Source organism: Crossiella sp. SN42, from assembly GCF_023897065.1.
In the GTDB taxonomy this organism is placed as follows: domain Bacteria; phylum Actinomycetota; class Actinomycetes; order Mycobacteriales; family Pseudonocardiaceae; genus Crossiella.
Genome location: NZ_JAMHIV010000005.1, coordinates 204,108 through 224,611 on the forward strand (window position 1 = coordinate 204,108; position 20,504 = coordinate 224,611).

The following is a 20,504-nucleotide window of genomic DNA, read 5'->3' on the forward strand; positions in this document are numbered from 1 at the left end:
GCTCGTCATTCCTGCGGTGCGGTGAAGTTCTCGTCGATGAGGTCGAACAGTTCCTCCACTGACACCGAGTTGATGTCGTCGTCGGTCGGTCCGCCCTCGTGCTGGTCGGCCCGCCGCAGTCCGGCGGCGAGGTCCTCCAGTCGCCGGAGCAGCGCGCTCCGGTCCTCCCGCGCCGCGGCCGGGTCGGCCAGCAGCGATTCCAGCTGTCCCAGCAACTCCAGCGGGGTGCCGGTGGGCGCCGGGTCGCCGAAGTCGAACTCGGCGAGCAGGTGCCCGGCCAGCGCGGTGATCGTCGGGTAGTCGAAGACCAGGGTGGCCGGCAGTCGCCTGCCCAGCGCGGCGCCCAGCTTGTTGCGCAGCTCGACCGCGGTCAGCGAGTCGAAGCCCAGGTCCTTGAAGGTGCGCTCCGGCGCGACCGCCTCGGCGCCGGCGAAGCCCAGCACCGCGGCCACGTGTTCCCGGAGCACCGAGCTGAGCAGCTCGCGCCGTGCCTCCGGAGCCATGGTGGCCAGCCTGCCCAGCAGTCCGTCCGCGGTCTGGGTCGCGGCGACCGCGGTGCGGCGGTCCTTGCGCCCCAGCTCCCGCAGCACCGGCGAGAGGTCCGGGTCCGCGGCCAGCGCGTTGCGGTCCAGCACCAGTGGCAGGGTGAGCGGGCGGTCGGTCGCCGCGGCCGCGTCGAACATGGCCAGGCCCTGCGCCACCGAGAACGGCACGATTCCCTTGCGCCGCAACCGGTCGTGGTCGACCTGGCTGAGGTGCCCGGTCATCCCGGTGGCCTGCGCCCACGCCCCCCAGGCCAGCGACACACCGGCCAGGCCCTCGGTCCGCCGCCGCTGGCACAGCGCGTCCAGCCAGGCGTTCGCGGCCGCGTAGTTGGCCTGCCCCGCGGTGCCGAGCACGCCGGTGGCCGAGGAGAACACCACGAACCCGGCCAGGTCCAGCTCGCGGGTGGCCTCGTGCAGGTGCCAGGCCGCGTCGATCTTCGGCCGCAACACCCGGTGCAGCTGCGCCGGCGTGAGACTGTCCACTGTGGCGTCATCCAGCACCCCGGCGGCGTGCACCACCGCGGTCAGCCCGCCGCGCGCGGTGAGGTCGGCGACCAGGCCGTGCACCGCGTCCCGGTCGCTGGTGTCGCAGGCGACGATCTCCGCCCGGCAACCGGACCCGGCCAGTTCCGCGGCCAGTTCCGTTGCCCCGTCGGCGTTCCCGCCGCTGCGGCTGGCCAGCACCAGCCAGCCGAAGCCCTGACCGGCCAGGTGCCGGGCCAGCTCGCGGCCGAGTCCGCCGGTGCCGCCGGTGATCAGCACAGCCTTGCCGGTGTCCCAGGTGCGCGGGATGGTCAGCACCAGCTTGCCGGTGTGCTTGGCCTGGCTCATGAACCGGAAGGCCTCCACCGCGCGGCGCAGGTCGTAGGAGCGGGTCGGCAGCGGGGTGAGCACCTGCCGCTCGAAGAGCTCGACCAGCTCGGTCAGCATGCCCTTGGTGCGCTCCGGGCCGGCCTCGTCCACGTGGAAGGCGTGGTAAACAACGCCGGGCCACTTGACAAGCTGGTCCGCCGTGCGCACGTCGTTGACGCCCATCTCGGCGAACCGCCCGCCCGGGTTGAGCAGGTCCAGCGAGGCGTCCACGAACTCGTTGGCCAGCGAGTTGAGCACCACGTCGACCTTGGGGAACTTGGTGGCGAAGTCCAGGCTGCGCGAGGAGGCGATGTGGTCCTCGGGCACGCCGAGCTCGCGCAGCACGGCCCACTTCGGCTCGCTCGCGGTGGCGTAGACCTCCGCGCCCAGGTGCCGGGCGAGCTGGATCGCGGCCATGCCGACCCCGCCGGTGCCGGCGTGGATGAGCACCTTCTCGCCGGGTTTGAGCGCGGCGATGTCGACCAGGCCGTAGTAGGCGGTGAGGAAGGCGGCGGGCACGCTGGCGGCCTCGATGTCGTGCCACCCGGCCGGAATCCGCACCAGGTGCCGGTGGTCGACCACCACCACCGGCGCGAACCCACCGTCCACCACACCAAGAACCCGGTCACCGGGAGCCAGATCCTCAACCCCAGGACCGGTTTCCAGCACCACACCGACGGCCTCGGCGCCCATCAGACCGGCCGAGACCTCCAGCTGGTCGAGCACCTTGCCGTACCCGAGGGTGCCGAGCACGTCCCGGAAGTTCATGCCGGCCGCGGTGACACCAAGCCGAACTTGGCCCGCGGCAAGGGTTTGCGCAGCGGCCGTGGTGGGCACAAAGCCGAGCCCGTCCACCGAGCCGGGTTCGACCGCGTCCATCCGCCAGTCGCGGCGGTGCACCGGCGCGAGCAGCCTGCTCTGGTCCGCGGCCAGTCGCGGCACGCACACCTGGCCGTCGATCACCGCGAGCTGCGGCTCGTCGCCCGCCGCGATGTGCGGCAGGGCAAGGGAAACGTCCTCAGCACGGTCCACGTCGAGCAGCCCGAAGCGGCCGGGGTTCTCGGTGAGCGCGGTGCGCACCAGGCCCCAGGCGGTGGCCGCGGCCAGGTCCCGGCCGGTCCGCGCGCCAGTGGTGACCAGCACCAGCCGCGACGCACTCCCGCTCAGCCAGCGCTGCACCAGGGCGAGCACCTGCTCGGAGGTCTCGTGCGCGGCGGTCACCGGATCGCCGGGCGCGGTGGCCAGCGGCAGCACCACGGTGGCCGGGCTGTCCGGGATCTCGGCCAGGTCAGTCACGGTGATCAGGTCGGCCGGGTCGGCGCCCGTGCCGCTGACCGGCGTCCAGTCCACTGTGTACAGAGAAACCGGCTCGGTCCGGGCAATGCCCCCGGCCGCGGCGCGCAGCCGCAGTGACCGGGTGGTGAACACGACCGCGCCGGTGGCATCGGCGACGGTCAGGGCCACCAGAGTGTCCTCGCCGTCCGCGCCGAGGTGCCGCAGCCGGGCCCGCAGCGCACTCGCGCCGGTGGCATGCAGCTCCGCCTGCTCCCAGGCGAAGGGCAGCGCACCGGCCGCGACTTCCTGCTGGGACAACAGCACCGTCTGCAGCGCCGCGTCCAGCAACGCCGGGTGCAACCCGAACCCGGTGACCGAAACCCGTTCCGGCAACGCGACTTCGGCGAACACCTCGCCGTCGACGTGCCAGGCCCGGCTGAGCCCACGGAAAGCGGGCCCGTACTCGTACCCGGACGCGGCGGCCTCGTCGTAGAAGGCGGTGAGGTCGATCTCCACCGCGCCGCTCGGCGGCCACACCGAGCCCAGCCTCTCGGCCGGTTCGGGCGCGCCGGGGGCCAGCACACCGGTGGCGTGCCGGGTCCAGGCGGCGTCGGCCCCGGGCCGGGCGTGCACGGCCAGCGAACGGCGACCGTCCTCGTCCGGCGCGTCCACCTTGACCTGGACCTCCACCTCACCGTCCAGCACCAGCGGCGCGCCCAGGATCAGCTCCTCGACCCGCGCGCAGTCCACCTCGTCACCCGCCCGCACGGCGAGTTCGACAAAGGCGGTCGCCGGCAAGATCGCGGTGCCGTTGACCTGGTGATCGGCCAGCCAGGGCTGGGTGTTCCCGGACAACCGCCCGGTCAGCACCACCCCGGACCCGTCGCCCAGCGGCACCGCCGCGCCCAGCACCGGGTGGTGGGTCGCGGTGAGGCCAAAGGCGGAGGCGTCGCCGGAGATGCGCGCCGCGGGCCAGAAACGCTGGTGCTGGAACGGATAGGTGGGCAGGTCGACAACCCGCGCACCAGACCCGGCGAACCAGCCCGACCAGTCCACCTGACCACCGCGAACCCACCACGCGCCAACGGATTCGAGGAAGCGACGCGCGCCACCCTCGTTGCGGCGCAACGACCCGGTCACCACACCCTCGACGCCGGCACCGTCCAAAGTGGCCTCAACCTCGGCCACCAGCACCGGATGCGGACTGACCTCGATGATCCGGTTATGACCGGCCTGGATCAAAGCCTGCATCGAGGAGTGGAAGTGCACCTGCTGCCGCAGATTCCGGTACCAGTAGCCACTGTCCAGCTCTGCGGTGTCCAGCCAGTCCCCCGTCACCGTCGAGAAGAACGGAATCTCGCCCGACCGAGGCTGGACCGAGGCCAGCACCTGCGCGAGCCCGTCCTCCAACTCTTCGACGAACTGCGAGTGCGAGGCGTAGTCCACCGCGATCCGCTTGACCCGCAACTCCTCGGCCTCGGCCGCGGCCACAAACTCCGCCAGCGCCCGCTCCGCACCCGACACCACCACGGCCGCCGGCCCATTCACCGCCGCGATCCCAATGCCTTCAGTCAATCGCGGCAGCACTTCCTCAACCGGCAACGCGATCGAAGCCATACCACCGCGCCCGGACAACACCCGCGCGATCAACTGCGACCGCCGGGCAACCACCAACGCCCCATCCGCCAACGACAACCCCCCGGCCACCACAGCCGCGGCGACCTCCCCCTGTGAGTGGCCGACCACTCCTTCCGGCACAACACCCAGCGACTGCCAGAGCGCGGCCAGCGCGACATTGACCGCCCAGGTCACCGGCTGCACAACATCGACCCGGGCCAACAGCTCCCCATCCGCCAAAGCATGAGTGATAGACCACTCAATGTGCGGCGAGAGGGCCTCAGCACACTCGGCGAAGCGGGCGGCGAAGACCGGGGACTCGTCCAGCAGTTGACGGGCCATGCCGACCCATTGGGAGCCCTGGCCGGGGAAGACGAAGAGCGAGCGGCCGCCGGCGAGGACGGGGGTGGGTTCGAGCGGGGCGTGGAGGAGGGAAGGCAGCTCGTCGGGGGTGCCCACGAGGACGGACCGGACGGGGAGAGCGGCGCGGGCGGTGGCCAGGGTGAACCCCGCGTCGACCGCGCTGGCGGCGAGGGCCGAGGGCCGGGCGGCAGGCACACTGGTCGGCTGGTCCGAGGACCTGGCGGCAGGCGCGCTGATCGGATGGTCCGCGTGCTCGGTGATGAGGACACCGCCGGTGTGCTCATCGTTCCCGCTGGCGAGCGCACCGACCGAACTGTCCGCGTTTCCGGCAGCGAGCGTACTCGCCGATCGATCGGGGCTCGTGGCGACGAGAGCTCCGACCGCACCATCCGCGGTCCCGGCAGCGAGCACACTCGCCGAGCCATCAGGACTCCCGGCGACCAAAGCCTCAACCGCACCATCGGCGTTCTCACCGGCAGACGCGCTAGCCAGACGGCCCCCGGTCCCGGCGATCACGTCCGCCAGCCGAACGGCCTGGGCGCGCACCGCCTCCGCCGACTTCGCCGACAACACCAGCGGCACCACCGCCGGCACCCGCACCGGCTCCGCGACCTCCACCGGAGGCGCCTGCTCAATGATCACATGCGCGTTCGTCCCACTGGCCCCGAACGACGAAACCCCAGCCCGCCGCGGCCGATCAACCTCCGGCCACGGCACCGTCTCGGTGAGCAGTTCCACCGCTCCCGCCGACCAGTCCACATGCGACGAAGGCTCAGTCACGTGCAGCGTCTTGGGCGCGGCGCCGTGTTCCAGCGCCTGCACCATCTTGATCACACCGGCGACACCGGCCGCGGCCTGCGTGTGGCCGATGTTCGACTTGATCGAGCCCAGCAGCAACGGCTGTGCGCGGGACTGCCCGTAGACGTCCACCAGCGCCTGGGCCTCGATCGGGTCACCCAAGGTTGTGCCCGTGCCGTGGCCCTCGACCACATCGACGTCCACAGTGGATAGACCCGCATCAGCGAGCGCGGCGCGGATGACCCGTTGCTGGGACGGGCCATTCGGGGCGGTGAGGCCGTTTGACGCGCCGTCCTGGTTGACCGCGGTGCCCCGGACGATCGCCCGGACCCGGTGGCCCAGGCGGCGAGCGTCCGACAGGCGTTCCAGCACAAGCACTCCCACGCCCTCGCCCCAGCCGGTGCCGTCGGCGGAGTCGGAGAATGCCTTGCAGCGGCCGTCGGTGGCGAGGCCGGCCTGGCGGGAGAACTCCACGAACAGGCTTGGCGTGGACAGCACCGTGACGCCGCCGACCAGGGCCAGCCTGCACTCGCCGGAGCGCAGCGAGCGGGTGCCCAGGTGCAGGGCCACCAGCGAGGAGGAGCAGGCCGTGTCAACCGTGACGGCGGGGCCTTCCAGGCCCAGGGCGTAGGCGACCCGGCCGGAGGCGACGCTGGGAGCGCTGCCGGTGGACTGGAAGCCCTCGAACTCGCCGCCGCCGAGCAGGGTGGCGTAGTCGCTGTACATGACGCCGGCGAAGATCCCGGTGTCGCTGCCCTTCAGCGTGCCGGGGTCGATGCCCGCGTGTTCCAAGGCCTCCCAGGAACTTTCCAGCAGCAGGCGGTGCTGGGCGTCGGTGGCCATGGCCTCGCGCGGGGACATGCCGAAGAAGGCGGCGTCAAAATTGCCTGCGTCGTAAAGGAAACTGCCGACCCGGGTGTGGGAAGTGCCGAGGCGGCCGGGGGTTGGGTCGAACAGGCGGGCCAGGTCCCAGCCTCGGTCGGTCGGGAAGTCGGCGACGGTTTCGGTGCCCTCGGCGACCAGGTTCCACAGGTCGTCGGGGCCTGCCACGCCGCCGGGGAAGCGGCAGGCCATGCCGACGATGACGATGGGGTCGTCGTCCAGGTCCGCGGCTTGTGGGCGCGGGGTGGTGGTCGTCGTCTCGCGGGGGGTCAGTTCCAGCACGGTGGCCAGGCGGCCCGCGATGGCTTCCGGAGTCGGGTAGTCGAAGGCCAGGGTGGAGCTGAGGGTGGCGCCGGTGGCGGCGGTGAGCTTGCGGCGCAGCTCCACCGCCATCAGCGAGTCGAGCCCTCGGGACACCAGGGGCTCGTCCACCGGCAGGCCGGCCAGGTCGGTGATGCCGAGCACCGCGGCCGCCTCGCGCACCACGATGGTGGTCAGCTCGGCGAGCTGGCGGTCCCTGGGCAGTGCCAGCAACCGGTCGCGCAGGGACTCGGGTTCGCCGGTGTTGCGGGCGGCGGCCTGGCGCGGGGTCAGGCGGACCAGGGTGCGCAGGACCGCGGCGAGGTGGCCGCCCTGCTCGGCCTCCTGCCGCGGTCCGCGCAGATCGAGGCGAACCGGCACCAGCGCCGGTTCGTCCAGCCGCAGCGCGGTGTCCAGCAACCGCAGGCCTTCGGCGACGGGGAAAGCGACAATGCCCTGCCTGCGCATGCGGGACAGCTCCGCCGTGCCCAGGTGGCTGGTCATGCCGTCGGAATCGGGCTGCCACAGTCCCCAGGCGAGGCTGGTCGCGGGCAGTCCGGCCTGGCGGCGCTGCATGGCGAGCTCGTCGAGCACGGAGTTGGCTGCGGCATAAGTGCTCTGGCCCGCGGTGCCGAGGACGCCGGCGGCCGAGGAGAACAGCACAAACGCGGTGAGATCGCGGTCGCGGGTCAGCTCGTCCAGGTGCAGGGCGGCGGCCTTGGGCGCGAAGACATTGGCCAGGCGGTCGGCGTCCTGGTCCAGCAGCAGGCCGTCGTCAAGCACCCCGGCCAGGTGCACCACCGCGGTGAGGTCGGGAATCCCGGCGAGCAGGTCGGCCAGTGCGGCGCGGTCGGTGATGTCGCAGGCCACGATCCGGGTGTCCACGCCCAGCTTCTCGCGGAGCTCCGGCGCGCCGGGGGCGTCCGCACCACGGCGGGAAGTGAGCACGACCTTGCGCGCATTGTGCTGGCGCACCAGGTGTTCGGCCACCGCGGCGCCGAGCTGGCCGGTGCCGCCGGTGACCAGCACGGTGCCGTCGAGGGTGAGCTCGCCGGTGGCGTCCTCGGTGACCTTGGCCAGGCGGGGTGCGAACACGCCGTCGGCGTTGACCACCAGTTCGGGTTCGTCCAGCGCCAGCGCGGCCTCCGGCACCGGGCCGTCGACGCCGATCCAGCGCAGCACGCGGTCCGGGTGCTCGGTGCGGGCGGTGCGCAGCAGGCCGCGCACGGCCGCGCCGGTCAGGCCGCTGCCCAGCCAGACCAGTTCGGCCTCGGGCTGTTCGGTGATGATCCGCTGGACCTTGGTCAGCGCCTCGGCGGTGGCCTGGGTGACCGGGAGGTCCTGGGCGGTGGCGTCCACCACGACCCGGTTCGCCGAAGTCGTTGCGCTGGAGGGCAGGGTGACGCGCTGAAGCTCCACGCGGTAGAGGTCCTGGGCGCGGCCGGTGGCCTGGAACTGCTCGGGTTTGGCCGTGCGCAGGTCGAGCCGCTGCACCCTGGCCACTGGAGCCCCGGTGCCGTCGGCCAGCCACACGGTCAGCCGCCGCCCGCCGGAGGCCGCCTCGGCCTCTACCCGGACCCGCAGTTCGCTGGCCCCGGTGGCGTACAGCTCGACCCCGGACCACTCGAAGGGCATCTGCACGTGGTCGGCGTCCTGGCCGCCGTCCGCGCAGGCCCGCATCACGTTCAGCGCGCCGTCCAGCAGCGCGGGGTGCAGCGCGTAGGGTGTGCCGTCCACGTCCTCGGGCAGCCGGACCGTGCCGTAGCCGACGCCGTCGCGCCGCCACAGCGCGGTGGTGGTCATGAAGCCGGGACCGTAGTCCACACCCTGGTCGGCGAACCGGTCGTAAAGTCCAGTCAGGTCAACGGGTTCCGCGCCCGGCACCGGCCACTCGCGCAGGTCGGCGAACCCGTCGGCACCGGTGTCCGGCTGCGGGACCTCGCCGAGCTCGCCGGTGGCGTGCAGGGTCCAGTCCCCTTCGCCGCCAACGGGTTTGCTGTGGATGGCCACCAGCGGACGCCCGTCCACCGGCGGGGTGAGCGAGACCTGGACGCGCACCGCCGAGTGCTCCGGCAGCACCAGCGGGGAGATCATCACCAGCCCGGCGACCTGGCTGAGCCCGAGTCGCTGGGCGGCTGCGATGGCCAGCTCCATCAACCCGGTCCCGGCCATCACGATGTGCCCGTGCACCACGTGGTCGGCCAGCCACGGGTGGTCGGCGACGGAGAGCCTGCCCGCGAGCACGTGGCCCGCGCCGCCCGCGAGCGCCGGTTCCACCATCAGCCAGGGGTGGTCGACCTCGGTGAGCTCCAGCGCGCCACCGGCCGCGGTGGCCTTCGGCGTGACCCAGAACCTGCTGCGCTGGAACGGATACGTCGGCAGGTCGATCACCCGCGGCCGGTGTCCGGCGAACACCGCGGCCCAGTCGACCTCCACGCCGTGCGCGTGCGCCTCGGCGAGCCCGGTGAGCACGGCCTCGGCCTCTGGCCGGTCCCGGCGCTGCGCGGCGATCACCGCGACCCGTTGGCGGGCCTCGGCCACGCAGTCGCCGACCATGGCCGCACCGGAACCGTCCGGGCCGAGTTCCAGGAAGCGGGTGACCCCGGCCTCCAGCAGGGTGGTGACGCCCTGGGCGAAGCGCACGGTGGAGCGGACGTGGCTGACCCAGTAGCCGGGGTCGAGCACCTCGGCGCTGATCAGGCCGCCGGTCACGTTGGACACCAGGCCGATCTCCGGTTCGCGCGCGGTGGCCCTGGCGGCGACCGCGGCGAACTCGGGCAGCATCGGCTCCATCAGCGGCGAGTGGTAGGCGTGGTCCATGGCCAGCCGCTTGACCTCGCGGCCCTCGGCGAGAAGCTGTTCGGTGGCCTGCTCGATGGCCTCGACGGTGCCGGAGAGGATCACCGAGTTCGGCCCGTTGACCAGTCCGGCCACCAGCTCGTGCTCGCGGTTCTCCAGCAGCGGCAACAGGTCCTGCTCGGCGGCGCGGACCGCGAGCATCGCGCCGCCCGGCGGCAGCGACTGCATCAGCTGGCCACGCGCGGCCACCAGCGCACAGGCGTCCTCAAGCGACCAGACCCCGGCGACGTGTGCCGCGGCGAGCTCGCCGGTGGAGTAGCCGAGCACGTAGTGCGGGGTGACGCCCCAGGACTCGACCAGCCGGTAGAGCGCGACCTGGAAGGCGAACAGCGAGGGCTGGGTGAAGCCGATCTGGTTGAGCAGCGCGGCTTCCGGGGTGTCCGCGGGCGCGAAGGTGATCTCGCGCAACGGGCGGGGCAGCAGCGGGTCCAGGTGTGCGCAGACCGCGTCGTATGCCTGGGCGAAAGCGGGGAATGTGCGGTACAGCTCGGCGCCCATGGCCGCACGCTGAGCGCCCTGGCCGGGGAAGACGAAGGCGGTCTTGCCGGGCAGCACCGCGCCGGTGACCACGCCGGGGGTGGGTTCGCCGGTGGCGATGGCGCGGAGTCCGGCGAGCAGCTGTTCGGTGTCGGCGCTGATCACGGCGGCGCGGCGCTGGTGGCGGGCGCGGGTGGTGGCCAGGGACCAGGCGAGGTCGACGGGCCGGGCGGTGGCGGCGGTTTCGGCGAGGTTGGTGGCCTGGGCGCGGAGGGCGGCCTCGGTGTGGCCGGAGAGCACCACGGGCACGAGCGGCGCGCCTTCGGGCACGGCGGCGAGCGCGGCGCGTGCGGGCTCGTCCGTGGCGGATGCGGGTTCCGGTGCCGGTGCCTGTTCCAGGATCATGTGCGCGTTGGTCCCGCTGATCCCGAACGCCGAGATGCCGGCCCGGCAAGGCCGATCCCCCGCCGCCAGCTCCCGGTGCTCGGTGACCAGGCTGATCCCGCCGGTCGACCAGTCCACCCGGCTGCTCGCCGTCTCCGCGTGCAGCGTCCGCGGGGCTTCACCCCGCCGCAGGCTCTCCACGACCTTGATGAACCCGGCGACCCCGGCCGCGGCCTGGGTGTGCCCGATGTTGGACTTCACCCCGCCCAGCAACGCCGGTTCGCCGCCCGCGTGCGCCTTGCCGTAGGTGGCCAGCAGCGCATGCGCTTCAATCGGGTCACCGAGGCGGGTGCCGGTGCCATGCGCCTCCAGCAGGTCCACCTCGCCGGCGTCCACCCCGGCGTCGGCCAGCGCGGCGCGGATGACCCGCTGCTGCGAGCTGCCGTTGGGCGCGCTCAATCCGTTGGACGCGCCGTCGGAGTTGACCGCCGAGCCGCGGATGACCGCCAGGACCTGGCGGCCCTGGGCCAGTGCTTCGGACAGTGGTTGCAGCAGCACCAGGCCGCTGCCCTCGGCGAAGCCGGTGCCGTCGGCGTCCTCGCTGAACGCGCGGCAGCGACCATCCGGCGACAGCCCGCCCTGGCGGGAGAACTCGATCAGCAGCTGCGGCCCGGCCATCACCGTCGCGCCACCGGCCAGCGCCAGTGAGCACTCGCCTGCGCGCAGCGCGCGGACCGCGTTGTGCAGCGCCACCAACGAGGACGAGCACGCGGTGTCCAGGGTGACCGAGGGGCCTTCCAGGCCGAGCACGTAGGAGATCCGGCCCGCGAGCACGCTGGCCGCGCCGCCGGTGAGCGCGTGGCCCTCGGAGTCGCCGCCCGCGGTGGTGAGTCCGGCGTAGTCCTGGCCGTTGGTGCCGATGTAGACGCCCACGTCCTTGCCGCGCAAGGACTCCGGCACGATGCGGGCGCGTTCCAGTGCCTCCCAGGCGTTCTCCAGCAGCAGCCGCTGCTGCGGGTCCATGGCCAGCGCCTCGCGTGGGGCGATGCCGAAGAAGGCCGGGTCGAACTCGGCCGCGTCGCTGAGGAACCCGCCTGCTCGCGCGTACAGCGTGCCGGGGTGGTCCCGGTCGGGGTGGTAGAGGCCGTCCAGGTCCCAGCCGCGGTCGCCGGGCAGCGGGCCGATCGCCTCCTCGCCTGCCGCCAGCAGCCGCCAGAAGTCCTCCGGGGAGTTGATGCCGCCGGGGAAGCGGCAGCTCATCGCGAGCACCGCGATCGGTTCGCTCGACCGGGCGCGCTCCTCGCGCAGCGCGTTCAGCTCGCTGGTGGCCCGCTTGAGGTACTCGCGCAGCTTCTGTTCGGTCGCCGTCACGTATTCCTCCGGCTCATGGTGATGCTGTCGATGAGGTCGAACAGTTCGTCGTCGGAGACGTCCGCCATCGGCTCGGCGGCCGGGGCTTCTTCCGGCGCGGACTCGTCCAGGTCGAGCTGGTCCAGCAGGTGTTCGGCCACCGCGGCTGGGGTCGGCTGCTCGAAGACGAGCGTGACCGGCAGGCGCACCCCGGTTTCAGCGCCGAGCCGTTTGCTCAGGTCGGCGCCGGTGACGCTGTCGATGCCGAGGTCGCGGAAGGTCCTGGTCTCCTCCGGCCGGTCGCCGCGCCGGTAGCCGAGCACGGCGGCGGTGTGCCGCAGCACCACGTCGAGCACCAGCTCCGCGCGGCGGCGGGCGGGCAACGAGGCCAGCCGGTCAGCCAGGTCTGGCTCGGTCGCGTTTTCCGTTGCGCCACTGGACTTGCGAGCATCCGGCAGGTCAGCCAGCAGCGGGCTCGGGCGCAGCGCGGTGAGGGTCGGGGCGAACCGCTCCCACTTGATGTCGGCCACCACCTGGCTGGCCCGGCCCCCGTCGATGGCTTCCTGCAAGGCTTTCAGCGCGAGCTCGGGGGCCATCAGGTTGATGCCGTGGCGTTCCAGGGTCGGGCGGACCGCGGTGGTGGCCAGGCCGTCGCCGTCCCAGGCGCCGAAGGAGACCGCGGTGGCGGGCAGGCCCTGGGCGCGGCGGAGCTCGGCCAGGGCGTCCAGTGCGGCGTTGGCCGGGGCGTAGTTGCCCTGGCCGGGGATGCCGACGGTGGCGCCGAGCGTGGAGAAGAGCACAAACGCGGACAGGTTCTGCTCGGCGGTCAGCTCGTGCAGGTGCCAGGCGCTGACCACCTTGGCGCGCTGGGCTTCCGCGACCTGCGCCAGGCTCAGCGCGCGCAGCGGGGAGTCGGCCAGCACGGCGGCGGTGTGCACCACCGCGTCCAGCTCGCCGACCCGCGCCAGCAACTCGCGCACCTGGTCGCGGTCGCTGACATCGCAGGCCTCGATCCGCACGTCCGCGCCCAGCGCGGCCAGCTCGGCGTGCAGTTCCGCGGCACCCGGCGCGGCCGGGCCGCGGCGGCTGACCAGCACCAGTTCGCGGGCGCCGCGTTCGGCCAGCCAGCGGGCCACGTGCGCGCCGAGCGCGCCGGTGCCGCCGGTGACCAGCACGGTGCCCTTGGGCCGCCACTCCCCCGCCTCCGCGCGGTGTGCCGCCGGTCGGACCAGTCGGCAGGCCAGGGTGCCGAAGGGCCGCAGCGCCAGCTGGTCCTCGCCGTCGGTGCGGGTGAGCGCGGCGGCCAGCTGCCGCCAGCTGCCCTCGCGCGGCTCGGCGGGCAGGTCGATCAGGCCGCCCCAGCGGTCGTGGTGCTCGTGCCCGGCCACCCGGCCCAGGCCCCACACCATGCGCTGGTCCGGCCGGACCTCGCGGTCGCCGGGGTCGGTGATCATCGCGCCGCTGGTCACGCACCACAGCGGCGCGCCGATTCGGGCATCGCCGAGTGCTTGCAGGGCAAGGAGAGTGGCCGCGTACCCGGCTGGCACACCGGGGTGGTCCACCCGCTCGCCAGGGATCAGCGCGAGCAGGGAGAGCACGCCGGTGACGTCGGCGGGAACCGCGGCGGCGCAGGCAGTGGCCAGTTCGTCGCGACCGGGGTGGTGCTCGCACTCCACCGCGACCAGCCGCAGGCCCTGCCGAGTCAGGCCGGACACCGCGTCGGTCCAGGGACCTTCACCCTTGGGCACCAACACCAGCCAGCTGCCGGTGGCCGTGCGCGCCGGGTCGGCCACCGCGCGCCAGGCGGTGGCGTAGCGCCAGTCCTCGATCAGCCTGGCCGCGTTCTCCCTGCGGTGCCAGCCGGCCAGCGCGGACACCAGCTCGGGCAAGGTCGCGCTCTCGGAGACCGCGAGCAGGCGTTGCAGGGACTCGACATCGGCCTGGTGCACCAGGCGCCAGAACGCCTCGGACTCCGGCTTCGCGGTCGTGGTCGCGGGCGAGGTGGTCTCCAGCCAGTAGCGCTGGTGCTGGAAGCGGTAGGTGGGCAGGTCGACCAGGCGGGCGCCGGGGTAGTCCCAGCGCACCGGCAGGCCGTGCGCGTGCGCCTGGCCCAGCGAGGTCAGGAACCGTTGCGGGCCACCGTCATCGCGGCGCAGGCTGCCGAAGGCGAGCACGTCCGGACCGGCGTCCTGGATGCCCGCGGTGAGCACCGGGTGCGGGCTCACCTCGATGAAGGTGCGGTGCCCCGCCTCGATCAGCGCGGCCACGGTGGCCTCGAACTCCACCGGGGAGCGCAGGTTGTCGTACCAGTAGGCGGCGTCAAGGCCGAGGGTGTCCAGCGGTCCGGCGGTCACCGTCGACCAGAAGGCGGCCTCGGCGGTGCGCGGACGGACCGGGGCCAGCGCGGTAAGCAGCTCGCCGCGGATGGCTTCCACGTGGTCGGAGTGCGAGGCGTAGTCCACCGGCAGGTGCCGGGCGCGCACGCCGTCGGCCTGCACCTTGGCCACGAACTCGTGCAGGGCCTGGGGATCGCCGGAGATCACGGTGGCGGCCGGGCCGTTGGCCGCGGCCAGCGACAGCCTGCCGTCCCATTCGGTCAGCCGGGCCAGCGCCTCGGCCCTGGGCAGCGTGGTGGAGACCATGCCGCCGTGCCCGGCCAGCGCCTGCGCGATCTCCTGCGAGCGCAGGGCGACGATCCGGGCACCGTCCTCAAGGGACAGTGCGCCGACCGCGCAGGCGGCGGCGATCTCGCCCTGGGAGTGCCCGACCACCGCGGCCGGGCGGATGCCGTGCGCGGACCACAGCGCGGCCAGCGAGACCATCACCGCCCACAGCGCGGGCTGCACCACATCGACCCGGCGCAGCGCCTCCTCATCACCCAGCGCCTCGGTCAGCGACCAGTCCACGTACGGCGTCAGGGCTCGCTCACACTGCGCCAGCGCCTCGGCGAAAACCGGTGTGCTGTCGGCGAGTTCCAGTGCCATGCCCACCCACTGCGAGCCCTGGCCGGGAAAGACCAGTACCGGCCCCGGCCCGGCCTGCGCCCGGCCGACCACCAGTCCCGGCGCGTCCTCGCCCGCGGCGAGCGCGGACAGGCCGTCCAGCAGGTCCCGCCGGTGGCCCACCACCACGGCCCGGTGCTCGAACGCGGTCCGGGTGGTGGCCAGCGACAGGCCGATGTCCGCGACCCCCAGTGCGGGCGCGGATTCGGCGTGTGCGCGCAGGGCTGCGGCCTGGGCGCGCAGTGCGGACGGGGATTGCGCCGACAGCGGCCAGGCCACCGGCTGCCCGGTGTCCCCGCCCCAGTCGACGTCGACACCCTCTGTCCACAGTAGACCGAGCAGGTCGGTGAGGGTCTCGGTGCCGGGCCGGTGCCGGCGGCAGGTGGCGAGCACCTCGGTGTCCAGGGTCCGGCCGATCGGGACGCGCAGCACCGGGTGCGGGCTGACCTCCACGATCCGGCAGCCCGGCGGCAGCGCGCGGACCGCGTCGACCAGGCGCATCGGCTGGCACATGTTGCGCGCCCAGTAGGCCCCGTCCAGCTCGGTCCCGGCCAGCTCGCCGCCGGTGACGGTGGAGAGGAACGGAATCCTGGTGGCGGCCGGGCGGATGTCGCTGAGCAGCTCGGTCAGCTCGGCGGCGAGAGCGGCCAGTTCGCGGCTGTGCGAGGGGTAGTCGATGGCCACCCTGACCGCGCCGATCCCGGCCTCGGCCAGCTCCTGCTCAAAGTCGTCGATCGCCGCGGTGGCACCGGAAACGCACACCTGTCCCGGCGAGAGCTCACCGGCCACGGTCAGCCGGTCACCGGCCTGCCTGGCCGCTTCCGCCACGTCCAGGTCGCAGACCAGCACGGTCCCGGTGCCGGAGGCGCGCTCCGCGATCAGCCGGGACCACCGGCCGATGACCTGAGCGCCCTGGGCCACGGTGAGCGCACCGGCGGCCACCGCGGCGGCCACCTCGCCCACGCTCTGCCCGAAGACCACCTCCGGCGTCACGCCACGGGCGGCCAGCGTGCGGAACAGCGCGACCTGCACCGCGAACAGCGCGGGCTGCACCACATCGGCCCGCTCCAGTCGCCGCTCCTCCAGCAGGTCGGCCAGCACCGACCGGCCGAGCACCGAAGTCAGCTCGCCGTCCACTTCGGACATGGCGGCGCGGAACTCCGGTTCGGTCAGCAGGTCCCGGCCCATGCCGGTCCACTGGCTGCCGTGGCCGGAGAAGCAGAAGGCCAGCGCGGGCGCGGTTTCAGCCACGCCGACCTCGGCCAGCGCGAGCAGGTTGACCAGGTCGGCGGGCCGCTCCAGTGCGGCAAAGGCGCGGTGCGGGCCGGATCCGGTGCTCAGCACGGGTGCCAGCGGACCCCTGGCCGTGGCCGCGATGCTCTTCCACAGCTCTTCCGCGGTGTCCGCGCCCAGTGCCACCAGGGTACGGGGGCTGGCGGGCGCCTGGCCCAGCGCGAGGTGCACGTTGGTGCCGCCGAAGCCGAAGCCGCTCACCCCGGCGTACCGGTGCCCGGCGGGCCAGGGGCTGCGGGCGGTCACCACCTGGAGCTGTTCGGCGGCGAAGTCGATGTTCGGGTTGGGCTCGTCGAAGTGCAGGCTGGCGGGCAGTTCCCCGTGGTACAGCGACAAAGCGGTCTTCATCAGGCCGAGCACGCCGGCGGCCGGTTCCAGGTGGCCGAAGTTCGTCTTGGCCGAGCCGATCCGCAGTGGTTCGGCGCGGCCGGGGCCGAACACCTCGCCGAGCGCGGAGGTCTCGATCACGTCGCCGAGCTTGGTCCCGGTGCCGTGAGCCTCCACATAGGACACTTGACCGGTCGGTACCCCGGCCTCCTGCCAGGCCGAGCGGAGCACGTCGACCTGGGCTTCGGGGTTGGGCGCGGTGAGGCCGTTGGAGGCGCCGTCGTTGTTCATCGCGCTGCCCAGCAGCACCGCGTAGACCCGGTCGCCGTCCCGCAGCGCGTCGGAAAGCCGCCGCAGCACAACGACTCCGCAGCCCTCGCTGCGCACGTAGCCGTTGGCGCCGGCGTCGAAGGCGCGACACTGGGCGTCGGGGTTGACGCCGCCGAACTTGGTCATCGCGACCGTGGTGTGCGGGTGCAGCATCAGGCTGATGCCACCGGCCAGCGCCAGGTCGGACTCGCCGCGGCGCAGGCTGTGCGCGGCCAGGTGCACCGCGGCCAGCGAGGAGCTGCACGCGCTGCCCACCGACACCGCGGGCCCTTGCAGGCCAAGGGCGTAGGCGACCCTGGCCGGGATGATCGAGGTGTCCCAGCCGACCGCGGACTGCGAGCCCACCGCGTTCGGGTCCGCGCCGGTGGCCAGGTAGTACTCCTGCCACATGGTGCCCAGGAAGACGCCGGTGCGGCTGCCGGTCAGGCCGCCGGGCACGATCCGGGCGTCCTCCAGCGCGGACCAGGCCACCTCCAGGGTGATCCGCTGCTGCGGGTCGGCGTGCTCGGCCTCGGCGGGGGACATCCGGAAGAAGGCCGCGTCGAACCCGGCCACGTCGTCCAGGAAACCGCCGCGGCGGGTGGTGGTCTTGCCGGGGCTGGTGACGTCGGCGTCGTACCACTCCTCGGCGTGCCAACGGTCCGCGGGCACCGGCCCCACCGCGTCCACCTCGGCCAGCAGCGCGTCCCAGAGCTGACCGGGCGAACCGATGCCGCCGGGCAGCCGGCAGCCGAGGCCGACGATCGCGATCGGCTCGTGCCGCGTCGCCTCGGCGGCCTGGCTCGCCCGGCCGGTCGGCCTGCCGTCCAGGAACGCCGCCAGCGCGGCCACCGTCGGGTGCCGGTAGGGCGCCCAGGCTGGCACCGGACGACCGAGTCGCCGGGACAGCTCCTGGGTCAGCCTGGTCAGCCCGGCGGAGTCGGCGCCGAGCTCACGTAGCGCCACCTCCACCGGCAGCGCGTCCGCTGGTGTGCCCAGCAGCGCAGCCGCGGCACTCCGCACGTGTGACAGACACGTATCAGCCTCACTCCGCATCCGGACCACCTTGCCGCCGTGAATCAGGGGATTCCCGAGGCGACGGTACAAACGGCGAACTGCGGATTCCCCCAGACAGAGCGGTCGGAATCTCTAGCAAATTCCGGGCTGCCCGCCCCCCACCCTGTGGGCATGGCAGAGCTCGCTGAGCACCCGCGGAAGCCGATCATGCTGGTCAGCCTGCCCGCGGCCGGCCTGGCCAACCCGATGCTGGTGCTGGCGGGTGAACTGGCCCGGCGCGGCGTGCAGGACGTGTTCTTCGCCAGCGACGAGCCCCGGCGCGCCGACGTCGAGGCGCTGACCGCGGCCAGCAAGATCGAGTTCATCTCCCTCGGCGAACCGGTGCCCGAGCTGTCGCCCACCACCTGGGACGAGCCGACCTACCGGGCGGTCACCCAGCCGTCGCGGTTCAAGGCCTTCCGCGCGTTGCTGCGGCACAACTTCAAGCCCGAGATCACCGTCCCCAAGTACCAGGCGCTGGCGGCCGCGGTCGAGCAGCACCGGCCCGCGCTGATGGTGATCGACGTGATGTGCAAGCACGCCATCGACCTGGCCATCACCAAGGGCATCCCGTACGTGCTCAGCTGCCCGTTCGTGGCCAGCAACATCGTCAGCCTGGTCACCCCGTTCGGCAAGTCCTACACCCCCAAGGACTTCCCGACCCCGCGGTCGGCCCTGCCGTACCCGATGACGGCTAGCCAGCGGCTGCGCAACCAGCTGTTCCGCTGGCGCACCCTGCTGCACTTCCTCAACCCGGAGACGAACAAGCGGGTCCAGGCCCAGGCCAAGATCCGCGCGGAACTGGGCATCTCCGCCGAGACCACCAAGTCGCTGGCCGCCTTCGAGCAGGCCGAGCGGGTGCTGTGCTACTCGCTGCCGGAGCTGGACTACCCGTTCGACGTCCCGGACAAGTTCACCTTCGTCGGCGCGATGGTGCCGCCCCTGCCACAGGCGCCGGCCGACGAGCTGACCGACTGGCTGGACGGCCGGGATTCGGTGGTGTACATGGGCTTCGGCACCATCACCCGCCTCACCTCCTCCGATGTGGCCGCGCTGGTCGAGGTCGCACGTCGGCTGGACGGCGAGGCCGACGTGCTGTGGTCGCTGCCCAAGTCCCAGCAGCCGATGCTGCCCGCGGACCTGCCGCCAAACCTGCGGGTCGAGGGCTGGGTGCCCTCGCAGCTGGACGTGCTGGCCCATCCCAGCGTCAAGGTCTTCGTCAACCACGGCGGCGGCAACGCCTTCCACGAGAGCGTGTTCTTCGGCAAGCCGCAGGTGGTGCGACCGCTGTGGGTGGACTGCTACGACCAGGCGGTCCGGGTGCAGAGCATGGGCCTGGGCCAGGCGGTGGACCGCCCCGCGACGATCGACGCCGACGACCTCACCGGCAAGGTGCTGCCGGTGCTGACCGAGCAGTCCTACACCGAACGTTCCCGGCGGTTCGCCGCCGCGATGTCCAAGGCCGGTGGCCGGGCGGCCGCCGCCGACGCTCTGCTGTCCCTCCCGCAACTCACCGAGACGAGCAACGCATGAGCTACCGGTACCACGTCTCCAAGCCGGTCCTGTCCGGGCGCGAGCTGGAGTACGTCACGGACGGGATCCAGCGAGGGTGGATCTCCTCGCTGGGGCCGCACGTGCGCCAGTTCGAGGAAGCTTTCGCCAGCTACAACCAGATGTCCAGCGCGGTGGCCTGCTCCTCCGGCACGGCCGCGCTGACGCTGGCGCTGCGCGCACTGGGGGTCGGCCCAGGCGATGAGGTGATCGTCCCCGAGTTCACCATGATCGCCTCCGCCTGGGCCGTCACCTACACCGGAGCCACCCCGGTGTTCGTCGACTGCGCGGACGACCTGAACATCGACGTCACCAAGATCGAAGAGAAGATCACCCCGCGCACCAAGGCGATCATGCCGGTGCACATCTACGGCCGCCGCTGCGACATGGACCCGATCATGGAGCTGGCGCACGAGTACAACCTCCGCGTGGTCGAGGACTCCGCGGAGTCCCACGGCGTCCGCCCGGTCGCGCACATCGCGGCGTTCTCCCTGTACGCCAACAAAATCATCACCAGCGGCGAGGGCGGCATCTGCGTCACCAACGACCCGGTGCTGGACGCCCAGATGCGCCACCTGCGCGGCATGGCCTTCAGCCCCGACCACTCGTTCCTGCACCGCAAGCTGGGCTACAACTTCCGGATGACCGACATGCAGGCCGCGGTCGCCCTGGCCCAGACCGAGCAGCTGGACACCTTCCTGGCCGCCCGCAAGGAGATCGCGGCCCGCTACGACGAGGGCCTGGCCGGTATCGAGGGCATCACGGTCATGCCGCCCCGCGACGTGCTGTGGATGTACGACGTGCTGGCCGAGGACCGGGAGTCGCTGCGCGCACACCTGGCCGCCGAGGGCATTGAGACCAGGCGGTTCTTCAAGCCGATGAGCCAGCAGCCGCAGTACTTCGACCCGGAGTGGCCGAAGCTGAACGCGGCCAAGTACGCGGCTTCCGGGTTCTACCTGCCGACGTACGTGGGGCTGACGGCGGAGGACCAGGAGTACATCGTGGGCAAGGTGCGGGAGTTCTACCAGAAGCGCTGAGGCGAGCACATCAGGAACCCGGGCGGGACTCGACCGCCCGGGTTTCTTTTGTGTACTGGGAGGCCGCCCTCGCACAGCCAACTCCGCTCAAGGCGAGCCACTCACCCGAAGCGGCAAGAACCCTCTTGACCGCGAACCTGATGACCGAACTCGAACCAGCAGGGTCGCCGGCGATCTGCGCGCGCAGCCCGCACCGTTGGGTCGCAACGGTGCGGGCTGCCTGGCGA

Annotated in this window: 4 protein-coding genes; 2 read left to right on the forward strand and 2 right to left on the reverse strand. The window is 72.7% G+C overall.

Features of this window, described 5'->3' with window-relative positions; all coding sequences use genetic code 11:
- Positions 1-5: 5 nt before the first annotated feature.
- Together M8C13_RS08405 and M8C13_RS08410 are read right to left on the reverse strand one after the other, a co-directional pair.
- Entirely contained in the window at positions 6-11,723 is an 11,718-nt protein-coding gene (locus M8C13_RS08405) for a type I polyketide synthase (protein ID WP_252479919.1), read from the reverse strand.
- Positions 11,720-17,656 (reverse strand): type I polyketide synthase, encoded by a 5,937-nt coding sequence (locus M8C13_RS08410; protein ID WP_252479920.1) that lies wholly within the window; start codon positions 17,654-17,656, stop codon positions 11,720-11,722. Before M8C13_RS08410 ends, M8C13_RS08405 begins: the two co-directional genes overlap by 4 nt.
- A gap of 165 nt (positions 17,657-17,821) precedes the next feature.
- On the opposite strand from M8C13_RS08410, the gene M8C13_RS08415 reads away from it, so the two are divergent.
- Together M8C13_RS08415 and M8C13_RS08420 are read left to right on the forward strand one after the other, a co-directional pair.
- Complete coding sequence (locus tag M8C13_RS08415; RefSeq protein WP_252479921.1) at positions 17,822-19,222, forward strand: glycosyltransferase; 1,401 nt, start codon at positions 17,822-17,824, stop codon at positions 19,220-19,222.
- Positions 19,219-20,277: a DegT/DnrJ/EryC1/StrS aminotransferase family protein gene (locus M8C13_RS08420; RefSeq protein ID WP_252479922.1), complete on the forward strand. Its 1,059-nt coding sequence runs from the start codon at positions 19,219-19,221 to the stop codon at positions 20,275-20,277. Before M8C13_RS08415 ends, M8C13_RS08420 begins: the two co-directional genes overlap by 4 nt.
- Positions 20,278-20,504: the final 227 nt, after the last annotated feature.

Excerpts from the sequence above, each read along its gene's own strand:
- M8C13_RS08415 (WP_252479921.1), top strand. The coding sequence starts at position 17,822 with ATGGCAGAGCTCGCTGAGCACCCGCGGAAGCCGATCATGCTGGTCAGC.
- M8C13_RS08420 (WP_252479922.1), top strand. The coding sequence starts at position 19,219 with ATGAGCTACCGGTACCACGTCTCCAAGCCGGTCCTGTCCGGGCGCGAG.